This is a genomic window from Leptospira biflexa serovar Patoc strain 'Patoc 1 (Paris)' (assembly GCF_000017685.1).
GTDB lineage: Bacteria > Spirochaetota > Leptospiria > Leptospirales > Leptospiraceae > Leptospira_A > Leptospira_A biflexa.
Genome location: NC_010602.1, coordinates 1,911,934 through 1,930,592, shown reverse-complemented (window position 1 = coordinate 1,930,592; position 18,659 = coordinate 1,911,934). Strand labels below are relative to the sequence as shown.

General features: G+C 40.3%; 13 protein-coding genes. 7 read left to right on the top strand and 6 right to left on the bottom strand.

The features are described 5' to 3' along the window. Positions 1–124 precede the first annotated feature (124 nt). Complete coding sequence (locus LEPBI_RS09085) at positions 125–1,759, bottom strand: S49 family peptidase (RefSeq protein WP_012388822.1); 1,635 nt, start codon at positions 1,757–1,759, stop codon at positions 125–127. A gap of 41 nt (positions 1,760–1,800) precedes the next feature. Here LEPBI_RS09085 and uvrA point away from each other — a divergent pair, with 41 nt between their 5' ends. Both uvrA and LEPBI_RS09075 read left to right on the top strand, forming a co-directional pair. Continuing rightward, a complete protein-coding gene (gene uvrA / locus LEPBI_RS09080; RefSeq protein WP_041769828.1) occupies positions 1,801–4,692 on the top strand; it encodes an excinuclease ABC subunit UvrA in 2,892 nt (963 codons plus the stop codon). 5 nt (positions 4,693–4,697) lie between these two features. Further along, entirely contained in the window at positions 4,698–5,750 is a 1,053-nt protein-coding gene (locus LEPBI_RS09075; RefSeq protein WP_012388820.1) for an acyl-CoA dehydrogenase family protein, read from the top strand. Between the two features lie 8 nt (positions 5,751–5,758). Here LEPBI_RS09075 and LEPBI_RS09070 read toward each other — a convergent pair whose 3' ends face one another. Genes LEPBI_RS09070 through LEPBI_RS09060 form a run of 3 tightly spaced genes read right to left on the bottom strand, consistent with a single transcriptional unit; the run spans position 5,759 to position 8,355 of the window. After that, entirely contained in the window at positions 5,759–6,739 is a 981-nt protein-coding gene (locus LEPBI_RS09070; RefSeq protein WP_012388819.1) for a cation diffusion facilitator family transporter, read from the bottom strand. Beyond that, positions 6,732–7,796 (bottom strand): OmpA family protein, encoded by a 1,065-nt coding sequence (locus LEPBI_RS09065; RefSeq protein WP_012388818.1) that lies wholly within the window; start codon positions 7,794–7,796, stop codon positions 6,732–6,734. Before LEPBI_RS09065 ends, LEPBI_RS09070 begins: the two co-directional genes overlap by 8 nt. Then, positions 7,783–8,355, bottom strand: coding sequence for a hypothetical protein (locus tag LEPBI_RS09060; RefSeq protein WP_226992739.1), 573 nt, complete (start codon positions 8,353–8,355; stop codon positions 7,783–7,785). Before LEPBI_RS09060 ends, LEPBI_RS09065 begins: the two co-directional genes overlap by 14 nt. A gap of 185 nt (positions 8,356–8,540) precedes the next feature. On the opposite strand from LEPBI_RS09060, the gene mgtE reads away from it, so the two are divergent. After that, positions 8,541–9,944 carry a magnesium transporter gene (gene mgtE, locus LEPBI_RS09055; protein WP_012388816.1) on the top strand — a complete coding sequence of 468 codons (1,404 nt, stop codon included), beginning with the start codon at positions 8,541–8,543 and terminating at the stop codon, positions 9,942–9,944. 63 nt (positions 9,945–10,007) lie between these two features. Beyond that, positions 10,008–10,643, top strand: a complete 636-nt coding sequence (locus LEPBI_RS09050) for an LA_2219 family laminin/E-cadherin/plasminogen-binding protein (RefSeq protein ID WP_012388815.1) — start codon at positions 10,008–10,010, stop codon at positions 10,641–10,643. Between the two features lie 54 nt (positions 10,644–10,697). Here the strand turns inward: LEPBI_RS09050 and LEPBI_RS09045 are convergent, their stop codons facing one another. Continuing rightward, positions 10,698–11,669, bottom strand: a complete 972-nt coding sequence (locus LEPBI_RS09045; protein ID WP_012388814.1) for an LEA/WHy family protein — start codon at positions 11,667–11,669, stop codon at positions 10,698–10,700. A gap of 33 nt (positions 11,670–11,702) precedes the next feature. After that, positions 11,703–12,473 carry an exodeoxyribonuclease III gene (locus tag LEPBI_RS09040; protein ID WP_012388813.1) on the bottom strand — a complete coding sequence of 257 codons (771 nt, stop codon included), beginning with the start codon at positions 12,471–12,473 and terminating at the stop codon, positions 11,703–11,705. 50 nt (positions 12,474–12,523) lie between these two features. Here LEPBI_RS09040 and LEPBI_RS09035 point away from each other — a divergent pair, with 50 nt between their 5' ends. The 3 genes from LEPBI_RS09035 to LEPBI_RS09025 are packed head-to-tail and all read left to right on the top strand — an operon-like array spanning position 12,524 to position 18,651. Then, a complete protein-coding gene (locus LEPBI_RS09035) occupies positions 12,524–15,349 on the top strand; it encodes an adenylate/guanylate cyclase domain-containing protein (protein WP_012388812.1) in 2,826 nt (941 codons plus the stop codon). Between the two features lie 7 nt (positions 15,350–15,356). Beyond that, positions 15,357–17,480: a FecR domain-containing protein gene (locus LEPBI_RS09030; RefSeq protein WP_012388811.1), complete on the top strand. Its 2,124-nt coding sequence runs from the start codon at positions 15,357–15,359 to the stop codon at positions 17,478–17,480. Beyond that, complete coding sequence (locus LEPBI_RS09025) at positions 17,470–18,651, top strand: LIC11435 family protein (RefSeq protein ID WP_012476283.1); 1,182 nt, start codon at positions 17,470–17,472, stop codon at positions 18,649–18,651. Before LEPBI_RS09030 ends, LEPBI_RS09025 begins: the two co-directional genes overlap by 11 nt. Positions 18,652–18,659: the final 8 nt, after the last annotated feature.

Genomic DNA, 18,659 nt, shown 5'->3' with positions numbered 1-18,659 from the left:
AACTCCCTAACCATTTGATTTTCCCTGTCCGATCTAACTTCCATCCCTTCAAAACCAATCACTTTTGTCTGCCAGTTTCCGTTTGGATACGTTTAGAATCACCTCAATTCGAATCTGTTTCCACTCAGATACGATTTTTCCAGTGGAGTTTGATCGGGGAAAGTAAGGATACTTCGCCAAGTGACTCCAGAATTTTCAATTCACTGAGTAGACCTCCAAGGAGAGGGATTTTATTTTTTAAGTTATAGGAAGGCAATTCTTCTGTGAGGTATATCCCTTTACCACCTAACTTCTCCTTCACGAATTCAATGGCATCGAGTAAACCACCAAGTGAATCAACAATTTTGTTTTCGGTTGTTGGTAAATAAACTCTTCCCATTCCAATGTTCGGAAGTTCTTTTAGGGGGATGTCCCTTCCTTCGGAAACACGTTTGTAAAACAAACCTTCTATTTTTTTGATTTGTGATTCTAAGTACAATACACTTTGTTTGGAGAGAGGTTGGAACTCAGAATGGATGTCCCGGAAAGGGTAAAATCCAACTGCTTCTTTATTCAAATGAAATTTTTTATACAATTTCTGTAAATTGGCACGGATACTCACCGCTCCAATGGACCCTGTGATACAAACAGGAGAGGCTGTGATGTAATCGGCTGCAGTTGCAATGTAATACCCACCGCTTGCCACTGTGTCTTTAAAATAGGCTGTGACCGGTTTGGTTTTCTTTAATTCCAAAATTTCTTGGTGGATTTGTTCCGAATAAAAAGCAGACCCACCGGGAGAGGAAATTTCTAAGATCACAGCTTTGATTTTTTTATCTTCACCTAATGCTTTTAAGGTGGGGATTAAGGAAAATGCTTCTATTTTTCCATTTTCTCTATTTTTATGTAAATAATCTCCACCGGTGATCCCTCCTTCTAAAGGAAGAATGACCACTTCCTTGTTTGCTTTGGGAAATAAGGAAAATTCTTTTACTGTTTGGTAGACAATCGGATACACTCTCGAAAAAATCTTTCGATCTTCCGAAAAAAACTCTGATTCGGTTTTGATGCCATGGATCACTCCTTCCGTAAGTAAGTCATCCGCAGATAACATCGGTTTGTAAAAGAATGGTTCTAGCGATTTTTTTCCATTGGTGAGTGATTCTAATAGGAGAGTGCGAAGGTTTAAGATGAGTGATTCTAAGTTTTTTCGTGCTTCTTTTGAGAACTCTCCCCGAGTGAAACTTTCGGCAAAGGACTTGTAGGGACCGGAAGCAAAAGCTTGGACTTCGATCCCCCAGGTTTTTAAAAACTTACCAAAGAACATTGGTTCGGCGCTTGGTAATAAAACTGTAAACTCGGATTCTGGTGCCAGGTAAGCTTCATTTGCGATTGTTAGGAGGAGTAATGTCCCCATGCCACCTTCTTTGGCAAACATACGGATGGTTTTTCCACTGTCTCGGATGGCTTTGAGTTCGTTTCTGATTTCATAAAATTCCGAAAGAGTCCATTCCAATGGAGGTAAACTGATATCGAGGGTTTTGATTTTCGGATTTTTTTGTAAGGTTCGCAGTAGTACAAGGAGTTCCAATCGAGTGATGGTTTCTTCCTTTCCTTGGAATTTTTTCACAAAAAATGATTTATAGGAGTCCTCAAACTGGGGGGGCATTTCCAATTCATAGACCTCTCGGTTCCGTTGGAAAAGAAGGCTTAGACGTAGGTAAAATAGGTACAAAACTCGGAATGGCAAAAAAAGAAGTAAAAAAAGAATTCGAAACACGATAAGTCCTCTTCCTTCCATTCCTTAAAATTCTTTCCAGAATGAAAGAGGAAAACAAGCTATCCGATGTGGATTCCTTTATACGCATTCGTGGCGCTCGTGAACATAACCTTAAGAACTTAAACCTCGACATTCCAAGAGACAAACTTGTCGTGATCACAGGTCTTTCCGGATCTGGAAAATCCTCTCTTGCCTTTGATACGATCTATGCAGAAGGGCAAAGGCGGTATGTGGAATCCCTTTCCAGTTATGCCAGGCAGTTCCTCGGCCAGATGGAAAAACCCGAGGTAGACCAAATTGAGGGACTTAGTCCTGCCATCTCGATTGAACAAAAAACCACACACCGTAACCCTCGTTCCACTGTAGGAACGGTCACAGAAATTTATGACTACTTACGTTTGTTATATGCCCGAGTGGGTAAACCCCATTGCCCCAAATGTGGAACTGCCATTTCCAGTCTGTCCGTTGACCAGATCACGGACCGAATCAACATTTTCCAAGAAGGAACAAAACTCCAAATCCTAGCCCCCGTCATCCAAGGGAAAAAAGGAGAACATAAGGAAGTATTGGAGAGGTTCAAAAAGGAAGGTTTCAATCGGGTGCGTGTGAATGGGCAGGTGTATTCCTTGGAAGATGAAATCCCACTCAAAAAGAATTTTAAAGCGGATATTGATATCGTTGTGGATCGGATTGTGATGAAACCTGGGATCCAATCTCGATTGTCTGATTCTGTGGAAACAGCATTAAAAACAGCAGATGGGATTGTCGTTGTGGAAGATGGGGAAAAAGACCATCTCTTTTCGCAAAAACTATCTTGTCCCAAATGTGATGATGTGAGTATCCCTGAACTCACACCACGGTTATTTTCCTTTAATTCCCCTTTTGGTGCTTGTTCCAACTGTGATGGACTGGGTGCCCTTCTTGAATTTGATGAAGCACTTCTTGTCACTGATAGAGAAGCTTCTCTTGCGGAAGGTTGTATCGAAGCTTGGGGTGGTTCGAAGTCCAACTCCTATTGGTACATGGCCACCATTCAAGCCTTATCCAAAAAATTAAAATTCAATTTGAATACATCTTGGAAAGATTTACCCGAAAAAATACGGAATACCATCTTACATGGTGATGCTTCCATCCATATCGATTATGATTTTCGCGGAGCCAATTCGCATTACGAATTTTCCAAAAATTATGAAGGTGTCATTCCCAATTTAAAACGCCGTTATAAAGAAACGAAGTCAGATTCGATGAGGCAATGGTTTGAATCTTTTATGACAAATCATGATTGTGATGAATGTCATGGAAAACGACTTCGCAAAGAAGCCCTGGCAGTCAAAGTACAGGGCATCGGAATTGATGCCTACACTGGATTTTCAATCGAAAAGGCATTGGAGTTTACAAAACAATCTGCCTATCAGGGAGCTGAGGACACCATCTCCAAACCCATCCTAAAGGAAATCTTACAACGGTTACATTTTTTAAATGATGTGGGAGTCGGGTATCTCAATCTCAGTCGGTCGGCAGGGACTCTTTCTGGTGGTGAGATGCAAAGGATCCGACTGGCAACCCAAATTGGATCTCGGCTCATGGGTGTTTTATACATCTTGGATGAACCTTCCATTGGCCTCCACCAAAGGGACAATACGAAACTGGTCCAAACCTTAAAAGGCCTACGCAATTTAGGTAATACTGTACTCGTTGTGGAACATGACAAAGAAACCATGGAAGAGGCCGATTTCATAGTGGATATGGGCCCTGGTGCCGGAGTCCATGGTGGGGAAATTGTTGCCTTCGGTACCCCCGAACAAATCAAAAAAGACAAACATTCCGTAACAGGTAAGTATTTGTCTGGGGAAAAAAGAATCTCGCGACCAGAGACAAGAAGGCCAGGGAATGGTAAGTTTTTAAAAATCGTTGGAGCTTCGCATAACAACCTAAAGAATGTGGATGTATCCATCCCACTTGGAACCTTGACAGTTGTGACTGGGGTATCAGGTTCTGGAAAATCTACCTTAATCAACGAAATCTTATATAAGGAACTCGCAAGTTCCGTGATGGGTATGAAACTCGTTCCCGGGAAACATAAAAAAATCCTTGGAAAGGAACAAATTGATAAGGTCATTAACATCGACCAATCTGCCATCGGACGCACTCCTCGTTCGAATCCTGCTACTTATACTGGGCTTTTTACCTTCATTCGCGAACTTTATAGCGGACTGGAAGAAGCCAAAGTGCGAGGTTATGGGCCCGGACGGTTTAGTTTCAACGTCGCTGGTGGTCGGTGCGAAAAATGTGAAGGCGATGGAATTTTAAAAATAGAGATGCACTTCCTTCCCGATATTTATGTGGAATGTGAAGTGTGTAAGGGAAAAAGATACAATCGTGAAACCTTAGAAGTAAAGTATAAGGGAAAAAATATTTCCGATGTGCTTGCAATGACAGTAGAAGAAGCGGTTGTGTTTTTTGAAAACATTCCGAACCTCAAACGAAAATTGGACACACTGATGGATGTGGGCCTTGGTTACATCCAACTGGGTCAGGCTGCTACTACTTTTTCTGGTGGAGAAGCACAAAGGATCAAACTTTCCACAGAACTTTCCAAACGACCAACAGGAAAAACTTTGTATATTTTAGATGAACCGACAACAGGTCTCCACTTTGAAGATATTGAAAAGTTACTTTCCGTATTGCAAGTATTAGTTGATAAGGGTAACTCCATGGTCATCATCGAACACAATTTAGATGTGATCAAAGCGGGGGATTATCTTATCGATATTGGACCGGAAGGGGGAGATGGCGGAGGACAAGTGATCGCCACGGGGACCCCAGAAGAAGTAGCCGTGGTGAAGGCTTCTTTTACAGGCCAATACTTAAAAAAAGTCCTACAAGAAGAAAAAGAGTGGGATGCCAAATTGGCCAAAAAGAAAGGGAAATAGAACTTGTGACTGAAGAAAAGTTTTTTTCCCCTTTTCATCTGTTTTCGAACTGGGGAGGAACAGATTTCGTTTACCCGAAACTGGATCAGGAGCAGGGGGAGGAAGAGAAAAGGTCGTTTTATCGCAGTTGGAAACCATACTTGTTTCGTGCCGGATTTTATGATTATATCCTCGGCAAAGAATCCTATTGGGGTTTCCAGAAAAAACTATCGATTCTCGCAGAAGAGCCGTTAGGTGTATCACTGGCCCTTTCTTGTATGGTAGAAGTGAATGTGGCAGGGGGAATTTTATTGGCATCTCCTTATTCCAAACCTGAGTCTCATTTTTTGTGGGATAGTTTTTCTGGTATCGAGCCATTCCCTATTGTGTCAGTGGGTGTGAGTGAACCTGGCTTTGATGGAAAACTAAGAAAACTAACTTCCAAACTAGAAAACGGCCGACTCACAGGAGTAAAATCATTTATCACAAATGGTGGAGAAGCTGATTTTGTATTTTGGGTCACAAAGTCAGAAGATAAAAATCCCGTTTATCTCGTGCGATTGAAACCAGAAACATTACAAAATGGAAAAATCCAATTGGATGCAGACTCTTCCGTCTCCCTGCAAAAAGAAATTTTCTTCACACCCTTTACCCCTCATGTGAGCCATTTGCGTTTGGTGCTTGGTGAGTATCCCATTTCTCCAGAGGATTTGATATTGGAAGATTATGGTCAATTGGGTATGGAACTACGATTAAAAGAACTACTCTCCCTTGTTTCCCTTCTCATTGGAAAAACAAAAAAGGTAAGCCTGGAAAATCCAAAAATCGCGTTCGAACGAAATAAACTCATCGAATGGTGGAAAACTTACTTGAGTCATCTCAAGGGAAACCCCACAAAAGACGCGTTACTCGAAGGATTTCCGTTTCCGATCCAAACTTTGGTTTTGGCACTCACCGAACATTGGAACCTGAAAGCACCGGAAGAACTAAAGTCCATTGACCCTGACTACCAACTTTTTGTTTGGGAAGATTCCTTTACCAAATACTTAATCCAAAAGAAAAAACACAAACCCACTTAATGAATGGCTTAGTGTGAATGTTTGTGTTTCTCGTTTGGTTTGTGATCGTGGGAATGACCATGTTCATGCCCATGGTGTCCAAACTCTCGCTCTGATTCCCGAACTGTAAGGGATTCCAATTTTTGCAGCATTGGATAAGTCAGGACTTCGACAGATACAAACGGTACCCCAAATTCTTCCTTCAAGACTTGATGGATTTGTAATGTGATTTGGTCACGGTTGGCGTTATCCTTTGTAGCCACTTGTATTTCCACAGAAAACACACCGGAAGTCAGTTTGCGTACAGTGATTTTGGGAACTGAATGGATTCCTGATAGTGCATTGATGTGTTCTAATAAATGGACTTTGTCGAATTCACTGGTATCGGCCTCAATGAGAATTTGGACCGACTCTTTCACAATGCCATACGAAGTTTTTAAGATGAACAATCCAAGTAGGATGCTTAAGATACTATCCACTTGTTTCACACCTGTGAATCGAATGAGTAGGGCTCCAAAAATCACAGCTAAAGTTCCGAGTAAATCACTGAGAACATGGAGGTAGGCTGACTTGAGGTTGAGGCTTGTTTTACTCACACCAACAAGTAAACCTGCTGAAATCAGATTGATTCCAAAACCTATGAGGGAATACACAAGCATGGTATCTGCTTCAACAGTTGCATTTCCATAATATCGTTCGTAACTTTCATACAAAATGAATAGGGAGATACCAATGAGTAAAAGACCATTTAAAAAAGCGGCAATCACTTCGAAACGATGGAAACCAAACGGGTATTTGGAGCTGGGTTTTTTTGAAGCAATGAGTAAGGCAAAAAGGGAGATGAGATGAGCAAAGATATCGGCAAAAATATGCCCTGCATCAGCAAAGAGTGCAAGGCTTCCGCTTTCTTTGGATCCAACCCATTCGATACAAAAGATCAAAATCGAAAGTAGTCCTGAAAGACTTAAGTAGAAGATGAGTTTTTTTCGTTTGGGTCGTTTGTTACTCATGGTTTCCGTTGAGTGAGCTTGCACCACGTGGAATGACTACAATGTCCACCCTTCGGTTCAATGCCTTATTTTCTTTGGTGCTATTGGGAACAATAGGTTGGTGTTCTCCGTATCCTGCACTGGAGAAATTTTTAGGGTTTAGGTTTTTGTTTTGTAAAATGAATTCCAAAACAGATAACGCCCGTTCACTGGACAAATGCCAATTGTTACGAAATTTTGTTTTGATGGGAACATTATCTGTGTGCCCTTCGACAACGATGTAGTTTTCAGGATAGGAGGCCAAAATATCACGTATTTTTTCGATCGCAGGAAGGATGGCTGGTTTTAATTCAGAAGACCCGCTGTCGAAGGAAATTTTATCATCAATGTTAATGATGAGTTTGTTATGGAAACGTTTGAGTCGGATTTGTCCTGATGTGATTTCTTTTGCGAGTTTTTCTTCAAATTCTTTTGTTTGTTCGGAGAGTCGTTCCAATTCTCGTTTTTGTTCTTTGGTGAGTTTTCGTAAACTCGCCAGTTCCTCTTCAAGGTTCCGAATCCTCTCTTTTAATTCATCCATTTTAGATTCATAAGATTCGCGGAGTTTTTGTTCTTTTTGCAAACACTCTCTTTCTTTTTCTTCTAACTTACGTTTTAAGGAATCAATTTCGGCGCGGTCTTTTTCTTCTCGTTTTCTGTTTTCTTCAGCTAGAGTCCGTTCTTTATCCGTACCTTTTTTTTCGATGCTACGAAGGCGCATATCGTAATCTCTTAGTTTGTCGGAATATTCATCCTGTTCTTTGGCACGATTTCGTTTTTCCAGTTCTAAGTCTTCAGTGAGATTGCGGATCTGTGATTGTAGGTCTTTTTTTTCTTCTTCTAAACGATTCAGTTCATTTTGGTGTTGTTTGCGGATATCAGCCAGTTCCAATTCCAAAGCATATTTCTCTTTGTAAATTTGGTTGTATTCATAGGGAAAGTAAACCCAATCCGCTTGCAGTTCTGAAGGATTGAAAATTCCAAGGAATAGGAAACCAATGGAAAGGAAAACAAAACTTAGTTTTTTATTTGGAGTCATCAAAACTATCCTCTAAATTCACTTTCGGGAGACTGGGAGCTTCTGTTTTGATTCGTTCCCAATCGGACAGCCGCCTGCGGGCATCTGATTTTTTTTCCGCATATTGGGTTTCATAAATTTCTTTTTTGATGTATTCTGGGTCAGCGGGTGTTTTCCCTTGGGATTCTTGGAATTTCACCGCAATTTCAGACCGAACTAACTCGAGTTCTGCGATGAGTTCCCCGAGAGCCGCTTCCTTCATTTCTAAGTATGCTTTGTCTTCTTTTTCTTTTTGCACCCAAGTTTTGTATCTGGTTTCTTCTTTTGCTCTTTCTAATTCAACTGCTTGGCTTTCTTCTAAGTATCGTTTGGCAGAAACCTGATCTTCTTTGAGAGTGAAGTAAGATTCTTTGGCACGTTTTAAATCTCTTTCTGCGGCATGTTTAGTTACTTTCGATTGAGAAATTTTGATGGCTTGGGATGTGAGAGCATTTGCCTTTCGCTGGTTTGTGACTTCGTTATTTAATTTGATGATTTTATCTGTGAGAATCTTCGTTGCATTTTTTTGCTCCGAATTCATGACCTCTTCCCGCACATAGGCATCGGGCACCTTACTGATTTTGGGTTCAAACAGGACACACTGTGAAAAAAATAAGAGAAGAAAAAGATTCGTTTTCAAAAATGGAACTCGTGCCGACATAGGATATAGCCTATGGTTCACGTGACATAACCGTCAATTGGAAAATTCAGGAAATCCGCTGATTTATGGAAGAAGAAAGAAAGAAAGAGTCAGAATTCCGAATCAAAATCGACCGAGACAGCGATTCTTATGAAGAGTTTGTCGACCAAATCAAATTTTCCATTGAGGCAAAAGACCACGCAAGCCTTAAGTCCATGCTCGACGGAGCCCACCCTGCGGACGTCGTCACACTCTTTAAGGACTTGGAACGGGAAGAGGAACTTTACCTCTTTCGATTACTCACAAACGAAGACCAAGCATACTCCCTCATCAAAATGGAAGAGGAAACACTCGAGTCCTTTTTAGAAGAACTCTCTGTGGATGAAATTTCCAAAACCCTAAGTCATATTGAAACCGATGAAACTACTTATTTACTCTCCTATCTACCTAGTGCCAAAAGAGAATTAGTTCTATCTAACTTAAGTAAGGCGGATAGTTTTGAAATCCGATCTCAACTTGGATTCCGCGAATACTCGGCAGGACGACTCATGTCGAAAGACTTTGCCACCGTTACCATCACGGATAACGTGAGAAAGGGGATCATCAATGTCCGGAAAAAAGCAAAAGAAATCGAAGACATTTATCAAATTTATGTAACAGACGAAGATGGTGTTTTAGAAGGATTTATCCCTTTAAAAGACTTATTCCTCACACCCATCAATACAAAGGTCGCAAAGATCACAAATTTTTCCGTTTTTGCCTTTCATTACGATGTGGACCAAGAGGAAGTTGCCAATACATTCAAAAAATATGATTTAGTGAGTGCGGCAGTCACAGATGATTTAGGTCGGATCATTGGGCGCATCACAGTGGATGATGTTTTAGAAATTGTGGAAGAGGAAGCATCAGAAGATATCCTCCTCATGGCAGGGGTTTCGGAAGATGAACGTTTGTCCACACCCATTTTACAATCGGTCAAACGGCGGATCATTTGGCTGAATGTCAATTTACTCACTGCTTTTGTGAGTTCTTCCGTCGTCGCTTTTTTTGAAGATACCATCTCCCAAATTGTGGTACTTGCGACGCTTATGCCAATTGTGGCAGGGCTTGGTGGCAATGCAGGTACACAATCTGTAACAGTTGTCATCCGAAACATTGCAACAGGGGATTTGTCTTTTTCCAATTGGTGGGAAGCCGTCCGAAAAGAGTTTACGATCGGTGTTTTGAATGGTTTGGCTTTAGGGACTGTGACTCTTAGCATGATTTACCTTGTGAAAGGAAACTTAACTTTAGGTCTCGTTGTAGGCACGGCTATGTTTGTGAATATGATTGTGGCATCCCTTGTGGGTTCCCTTGTCCCCATTGTCCTAAAAGGAATGAAAATTGATCCTGCCATTGCCTCTTCTATCTTTGTGACAGCGACAACTGATGTATGTGGGTTTTTCTTTTTCCTTGGACTTGCCACAGTCTTTGCAAAATATTTGGTTTAGGGATTCCCATATTTTCTTTAAAATTCTTGCCAGTGGAGGAAAGCACCAAATACTGATGACCAAATGAAATTTTCGTTTCACTCCGTCCTTCTTTTCCTCCTTCTCAGTTTTGTTTCCTGCCAAACCACAAAAGATTCTTTGCCATCCACTTCCGAAGAAACAAAAACAGAAACGGGAGTGATAAAAGACCTTTTGCCTCCACCTGGTGGGGAAGGCGAAATCATCTTCAATGAAAAAGGAGAAGAGGTCCAAAACCATACGGGCGAAATTCCTTTTTTCCAAAAGAAAAGTGACCTCCCACAGGAAACCTTCCGCGTTTACATTGCCTCTGATTCTTATATGGTGAGACAGATCCGCCACTCAGACAAAATCCGAAGGAAACCAGACCCTGGTGGGGACGAACTTTCGAAAGAGGAAATGAAAAAGTTTGACCTACTCAGTTTTGTGGATGATGGGATCATCTCGATTGGTTTGAACTCAGTGACAGGGAAATTGGAATCCATTGCCTTTGATCGCCGGGTTCCAAGGATCAATGACATTGCTAAAATCATCCAAAACGACGCGTCTCGTTTTAATTACGAACATTCCTCAAAGGATGGATCGCCCATCATCACAAGGTTTCTTGTGACCTACCAAATCCGTTTGTATCCCGGTAAAACTCGGGATGAAATCAAACAGATGTTACAGAAGAAAAAATAATCCTAAGCCCTAACTCATGAATAGGCTCTCGCTTGAGAGCCTTATGGACAATTCCTACCATTGAAACTTTCCCTTTTTTTCATAAGAAAAAGGGATGTTTTCACGTAAATTCGGAACAATGAAACCTGAATCCCCTTTTAATTGGTACAAAGCTTCCTTGGATTGGATGGTTTTGTAGAGGGAAGTTCCAATGGAAGTGATCGGAAATTCATTGGATACTTTTACAGTCGATTCTTTTCCAGAGCTGATAATTTCTTTTGGAGTGCCATTCAAAAAATTTTCACCTGCTAGTTGTAAGTTGTATTTAAGGTCTGTAAGGTTGAAGCTAGATGCAGCTTTGTTAGAAAATACAAAATCAAATTCCGTTTTTAAATTTAGGTTTAGACCAGATAACCCTGCTTTGGCGGCAGAAGTAGTTGGAGATTTTGATCCACCAAGTAGTCCCTTTAAAAAACTGGTGGCCGTATTCGCAAGAGCATCTGTATTGGATGCACTTAGTATTTCCGATTCAGTGGGCATCAGGATTTTGAAATTTCGAATTTCCACATCTGGTAAAACCGCAGGGATCTCTTTTTTTTGTACAAATGGAAATTCTAAGGAATCTTTTCCCATTAATTGCCATTGTTTCGGAATGGGTACTTTCATTTTCCCTTCTGCACTTACTTCTAACATGGGTTTGTTTGGGAATTTTTTATAGAGTTCGTAAAGATCTTTGTAGGTGAATTTAACTTCCAAAGGTAAAGATTTTGTTTTTTTTGCTTCGATGGCACCTAAATCCGTTTTGACATGGGATAACTTCATTCCCTCAATTTTGAGATCCATATCCAAAAGAGAACTCGGGAGAGACACTGGATAGGGATTGGAAACAGATGTTTCCACACCGAGAGTGATGTCGGTAAAGGTGATTTGTTTGATGTGGAGGGATTCAAATGTAAATTCAGGAGCGGGAATTTTATCTTGGAGGACACCGAGGACAGAACATTGGATGGTGAGAACAAAAGAGAGCAAAGGAAGGAATCGTTTCATGAGAAAAGAATTGATCCGAAAAAAAGCATTCTGTCAAGAGAATTGGATTTCCAGAACAACAGGAGCATGGTCTGACATCACTGGTTCTTTTGCGATCTTTGCCGTTTGGAGCCGAACCGATTTGGATTTGGTCACAAAAAAATAATCAATCCTCCAACCCTTATTGTTTTTCCTTGCTTGGAAACGGTAGGTCCACCAGGAATATTCATCCAGAACATCGGGATGGATGGTTCGAAAGCAGTCAAAAAATCCGAGTTCTAAAAAGTCCGTGAACCACTTCCGTTCTGCTGGTAAAAATCCGGAATTATTTTGATTCCCCTTGGGATTGTGGATGTCCATTTCTGTATGGGCGATATTCACATCTCCGCAAATCAGGAGTGGTTTTTTCTTTTTCAAAAAAGGTTTTGTGAGTTCTGTAAACTCATCTAAAAACTGGTATTTGACCTTTTGGCGCTCTTCACCGCTTGTTCCCGAAGGAAAGTAGAGGTTCCAAAGGTAAAAATCTTGGAATTCGAGAAAAACAGACCTTCCTTCCGAACGAAAGATCCCATCCCCAAATCCAATTGTGACCTGTTTTGGTTTTTGTTTCGTGAGAACAGCGGTCCCACTGTAACCAGGTTTTTCGGCCAATGAAAAATAAACTTCATATCCGAGGTGACGAAATTCCTCTCTGTCAATTTCTTTCCCAGGTGCCTTTGTTTCTTGGAAACAGAGAATGTCAGGATTTTCGTGACGTATAAAATCGAGTAAACCTTTACTCAAACTGGAACGAATTCCGTTGCAATTTAACGTGATGATTTTCATCTAGAAATGAGATCGATTCAAAGCCAATTTAAGTCGATACTAAAAACAGTATGTTAGAAATTTCCGCCGAAATTCCGTTCCTCCGAACGTCCAAACTCACGTTTCTTGTCTGGGATGAAACTCCAGATAGTTTAGAAACTTGGAGTGGTGAAGAGGGAATCACAATCTTCTTCCAAACACGAAGGGCAAAGGAATTAGAATTTCGTTTTGGATCTCCTCCATGGGGGATTCCCTTTTCAAACGATCGATTTGAATACCCATATGTATCCATACACAATATCTCATCTAATAAATATTTGGCGAAGGCACTTGCTTCGGCCAGTGAAGGAAAAAATCTGAATGTCATCTTCCCCAAACCTTTAGAGGTGGAAGTTCGTTCCGTTTTTGCAAGACTAGAGTATTTATTTGATGATCGAATTTCGCCAGATCGGATCACCCATAAGTTTGGACTCACAGGCAAAACAAGTTCGATGCCGGAAATGACGAATGGAAAATCGAAAGAAATCGAAACAAAAAGTTTATCCTTTCCACCCTTAGAACTAGTAGGATCTTCTGGGAAACTCAAACTGCGCCAACTGGAATTTTCCGCTGTTGGAATTTCAGAAAGAAATATTCCAAACGAATCGCACTCACCGGATCCAAACTCATCAAATGAAACCGTTCTTACGGATGCCCATGGAGAAGGAATCGAAACTGATTTAGATCCAAATCATCCCTATGATTTCATTGAATCTTCATTTGCAGCAAATGATGAGGAAGATACAAATGGCAAAACCAATCATACAACCGCAATCATTTCAGCTGATACAATAGGGAAGGTTCCAGAACCAAACGATTCAGAAACAAAAGAATCTTTGCCTATCGAAGTTGCAACGGATCCAACACTTGAACCTTCTGTCAATACTAAGTTTTCTTTACAATTAAAAATGATGGGAGTGATCAGTTTACTCTTCGTTTTGTCAGTTGCATCCATTATTATTTTTGCTTCCTTTTACTTTAAACGTTCCATTGAACTTCAGTTACGTGATAACAACATTCGTATTGCAGAAATCATCGGATCGAAAGTAAGGTCCGATATCTTAGGAGTTGTAGAAAAAGGCCGCCAAATTGCCATCACTCTCACAACACAAGGTCTTCCTGAAGAAGACAGAAAATTACTCTTAAAAACATTCTTTCAAAATGATAAAGAATTTATTTACTTAGGAATTTTTGAAAGAAGGGAGAACACTCTTGTGATGAAACGAGAAGTGTTCAATGAAGAAGAACTTAAAAAAAGTGCTGTGACCGAGGATGATTTCCATGCAGTTGTGAATCGAAACCGAGATGCACTCGCGGAAGCTTTCAATGGACAAACTGTTTTACTCAATTCAAGTCCAGGTTTTGTGGAACCTTCGTTTGCCATTGCCATTCCGACAGCGGAAAACGGTGAGTTGGACAATGCACTCGTCATCATCGTCAAATTAGAAAAGATCATTGGCGCCTTTTCAAAAAAAGGAATTGAAACTACGTTTATGGTGAATGGCCAAGGAACCGTGCTTGCCCATCCAAAAGAGGATTTGGTACTTGCCGCAACAGATTTGACCAATATGCCGATCGTAAAGGCCATGCTTACCAGTGCACCCAGTACAGGGCAAATGAGTTATTTGGATGAAGAACTGGGCAGTTCTTATTTAGGCTCATTCCAAAAGATTGGATTTGCTGATGCAGGTGTGATCACCATCGTATCAGAAGAAAAAGCCTTCGGGGATGTTTATAAAAGCCAAAGAACGAATTTATACATTGCTGGAATTGGTTTATGTTCTGCATTAATCTTTGTATTTTTCTTTTCCAAAACCATTACTAAGCCCGTATTGCAATTGTTAACTGCAACTTTAGAAATTGCGAAAGGAAATTTTAAAATAGGGATCAAACCGACCACACAAGATGAAGTCGGACTTTTAACTAAATACTTCATCGATATGGGACAGGGTTTGGAAGAACGTGAAAAGGTAAAAAACATTCTCGGCAGTATGATTGATCCTGTTGTGGTACAAGAAGCAATGGTTGACCTTGCCGCTTTAAAACGAGGATCGGAAACTCATATCACCGCTTTCTTTTCTGATGTAGCTAGTTTTTCTACCATTTCGGAACAATTAAAAAGTGCGGATCTTGCTGCCCTTTTGAATGAGTATCTTTCGGCTATGACCCTCCTTCTCAAAAAACACGAGGGAGTATTGGATAAATACATTGGGGATGCCATTGTCGGAATTTTTAACGCACCTGTGCCCGTATTAGACCATGAACTAAAAGCTGCCAGGGCAAGCGTCGATATGGTGATGAAACTGCAGGAACTTAGGGATTATTGGACAACTAACAATCTGTATTCGAAGGAAGCCCAGGTGATGGATGCACGTATTGGTCTGAATTCAGGTCCTGCAAAAGTGGGATTTATGGGAACGGATGCACTCGCTTCCTACACTATGATGGGAGATACTGTAAACCTTGCAGCAAGGCTTGAAGCAGCTGGGAAGGATTATGGAGTGAATATTCTCATCACCGATCCCATCCAAGAAAAAATCCAAGGTGAGATGGTCACGCGTTATGTTGATTTAGTACGAGTGAAAGGGAAAAACGAACCTGTCCGAATTCATGAATTGATTGGGTATCGGTCAATCGTCACTGACAATGCACTCAATGCTGCCCGGTTGTATGAAGAAGGATTTAAGGAATATTTAAATCAAAATTGGATGAAAGCCATTCAACTCTTCAAAGAATCAGAAACAAGTAAAGGTTCGAAAGATAAATCCAGTCGGATGTTAATCGAACGTTGCGAAGAATATAACCTCAATTCACCTGGCAGTGATTGGGACGGAGTTTTTACGAGGACTCATAAATAGCTTCATCATGCGTTTGTTAAATGATGCAAAATTTGTAGTAACAGGACTTCTCCTCCTCATCCTGTTGTTTTCATTTTTATTGTATCGTAATTTAAATTTTAGAGCCAATGATTCCACAGAACCAACCATAGGTGTCATCACTTTCAAGAACAAAACTGTGCTTCGAAAGTACAATGATGCTGTTGTTTGGGATTTAATCGAATCCAAAACTGAAGTGAAAAATCGAGATACGATCCGCACAGAAGGATTGTCCGATGCCATCTTAACCTTAAATGACGGGACAAAAATCAATATATCAGAAAATTCAATGATCCTATTGGATATTTCAGATAAAAATATCAATATTAATTTTGCTTACGGTTCCTTTGAAGCGGCACGGGAAGGAGTTGCTTCTGGTGATGTGAAAATGAATATCACGGCAGGGGATAAAACCGTCGAAGTGGCAAACGGTGATATCAAATTAGATAAAACCAAATCAGAACTCAATATCAAAGTAGACCAAGGGGAAGCGAAACTAACTTCCAATGGGAAAGAAGAAACGATCGGAAAGGACCAGGTTGCAAACGTTACCGATTCTGGTGTGAAGGTTGCCAAACAATTGTTTCGATTGGTAAACCCAGAAGATAGGAAAAATATCTTTTCCGAATCGGGACAAGAAAGAATCAATTTTTCGCTCTCTGGTTGGAATTCAGATTCTGCCAAACGATTCAATCCTGTTTTGGAAGTTTCTCTCTTTCCTGACTTTTCTAAATCCATCATGCGAGAAAAATTAACATCCGCTAGTGTCAGTAAAAAATTGGAAGTTGGTTCTTATTATTGGCGAGTGTCCTACACAGACCCATTGTCAAAATCAAAGGCTGTCACAGAAGTGAATCAGTTTCGAATCTTAAGTGATCCTTCTTTGAAACTTTTGTCTCCGAAAAATGGGGATGTGATTTCCTATTCGAACGAGATACCTGTCATTCGTTTTGTTTGGAATTTACTGGATTTATATTCTTCCTACACAGTTCAAATAGCTCGCGATAATGGATTTACAGACATTGTCACCTTAAAACAAACTCAAAATCAATCTCTTGCCTTTGATCAATTAAAAGAAGGAACTTATTTTGCAAAAATTAAGGCAAAATCCAATTTGCCAGGGATTCAGGAAAAATCCACATCTGTAATCTCCTTCCAAATTCAGAAAAAAACAAATACATCGCCACCAGAACTATTGGAACCAAACAAGGGGAAGGTGATCGCCGAGGAACAAACAAAATCACAATTATTTTTTTCATGGAAGGATGATAAGGATTTTGATTCCTACCAATGGGAACTCAGCACAGATATCAATTTTGGTTCTATTTTACAGTCCGAAAAACTGAAAAATAATTTTTTCAAATTGAGTAGTGGATTAAAAGTTGGGACCTATTTTTGGCGAGTGAAAGGGCTAACCAATGGGGGACCAAGTTTTGAATCAAAACCTTTTCCTATTACTGTCATTGCCAAAGAAGAAATGGAGCTGATTTATCCGAACCAAGGTGCTGAAGTAGAAGTGGATGATAGAAACCTTGTGGTTCTCAAATGGAAAAAATTAACGGGAAAATCCAATTACGAAATCGAAATTTCTCGCCAATCGGATTTTCAGACAACCCTTGTAAAAGAGTCTGTGGTTGGAAATTATTTTGAATTTAGGTCCAAAGATTATGGAAAGTTTTTTTGGCGAGTACGGTCCTTAGAAGGTGAAAACAATATCAGTGTGACAAGAAATTTTCAAATGGTTTCCGATATTGAACCACCAAATCTTCTCTCTCCCAACCGAAATGAAACGATCGATTTATTCACAAAAAATTTTATCAGTTTCAGCTGGAAACCTGTGGAAAAAGTTTCAGCTTATCGTCTGAGACTCATCGATGTTTCAGGAATCCGTGAAAAGGTGATCCTTACGGAAAGGATCACAACAAATAAATATCAGATGAATGAGATCCAAAAATTAAATGTGGGTCGGTTTCGTTGGGAAGTATCATCCTTATATAAGGCAACCGATGGATCGGAAAAAGAATCCGTTGCAAACAAACAGGATTTTTTCATTTCCGTCCCTGAGTTAAAAGTTCCGAAAATCCTCACACCCGGTACCATCTATGTGGAATAAATTATTTTTAATCATACTTTTTATTTTTTTATTCAGTGTTCCGATTTTTTCGGAGCCTGATGGGGAAGAGGGCACGCAACACCAGTTACGTTGGATGGAAGTGGATGGGGCAACGGGTTATGTATTGGAGATTAAAAATTCCAGTGGATACTTAGTGCTTTCAGAAAAAGTAAAGGGTACAAGTTACGATTTAGTGAATTATACTTCCGGTGTATATGAACACAGAGTGGCAGTCATCAATAAACTAGGAAAAGTTGGTAGTTATTCCGATTGGGTCAAGTTCGAAGTAGTAGTATCCAGAGTTCCCACTTTGTCAAAGGATTCCGTATACTCCGTTTCAAAGGAAGATAAGGAAAAAGTTTTTTTATTAGAAGGGAAAGATTTCATCCATCCTATGAAAGTGTATATGGTCACAGGTGGAAAAAGGATTCCTGCAAAAAAAGTTGTCATCGAGTCAGATGGAGTCGCCAAAGCAACGTTTGTTGTTGATCCAGATACAGACACAGGCATCTATGATTTGGTCTTAGAAAATCCGCGGAACAAAACGTTGACTGTCAAACAACGCGTTGTATTTTCTGATACCAAAGAAAAAGCCGCCAATTTTGCGAAACGCCAAGAAAAAATCATTTCGAAAGAAATTCCTGAAGATTATTATGAGACTCCTTATTTTTCCACCCTTTGGCGTTCTACTGTCATACCTGGATGGGGGCAAAAATACATCGATGGAAAAAATTGGAAACTTTATGTTTATCCTGCCATCGCTCTCTCCGCCGCGGCAGTTTATGCCAATTCTTACAATCGATTCATCAGTGCGAGGTCTGATTACCAATCGGCGGTCTTACTTGGGGTTGTTCTTGCGGAGCGAGCCGATACACAAGTATTATGGTTACTCAATCGGACAAATGCAGAAGCTAGTTTTAATCGCGCAAAAACAGAGTTAGGTGTGATCCAAGCTGGGGCTGGGATTTTGGGAGCCTTTTTAATTTACAATTTGGTCGATTCTTATTTTTCGGCCAAACGAAATGTTGCTTCCTACGAACCAGGGTTTCCTATCGGGAATGAAAACCAAAGGTTCTACGCTACGATGGGAACCGAATCTGGTTTTTCACAAACAAAATCAGGACTCGAACTCGGCCCACGTTACCAAATCGAAATCTCTTCTCGTTTTTGACAAAAAGC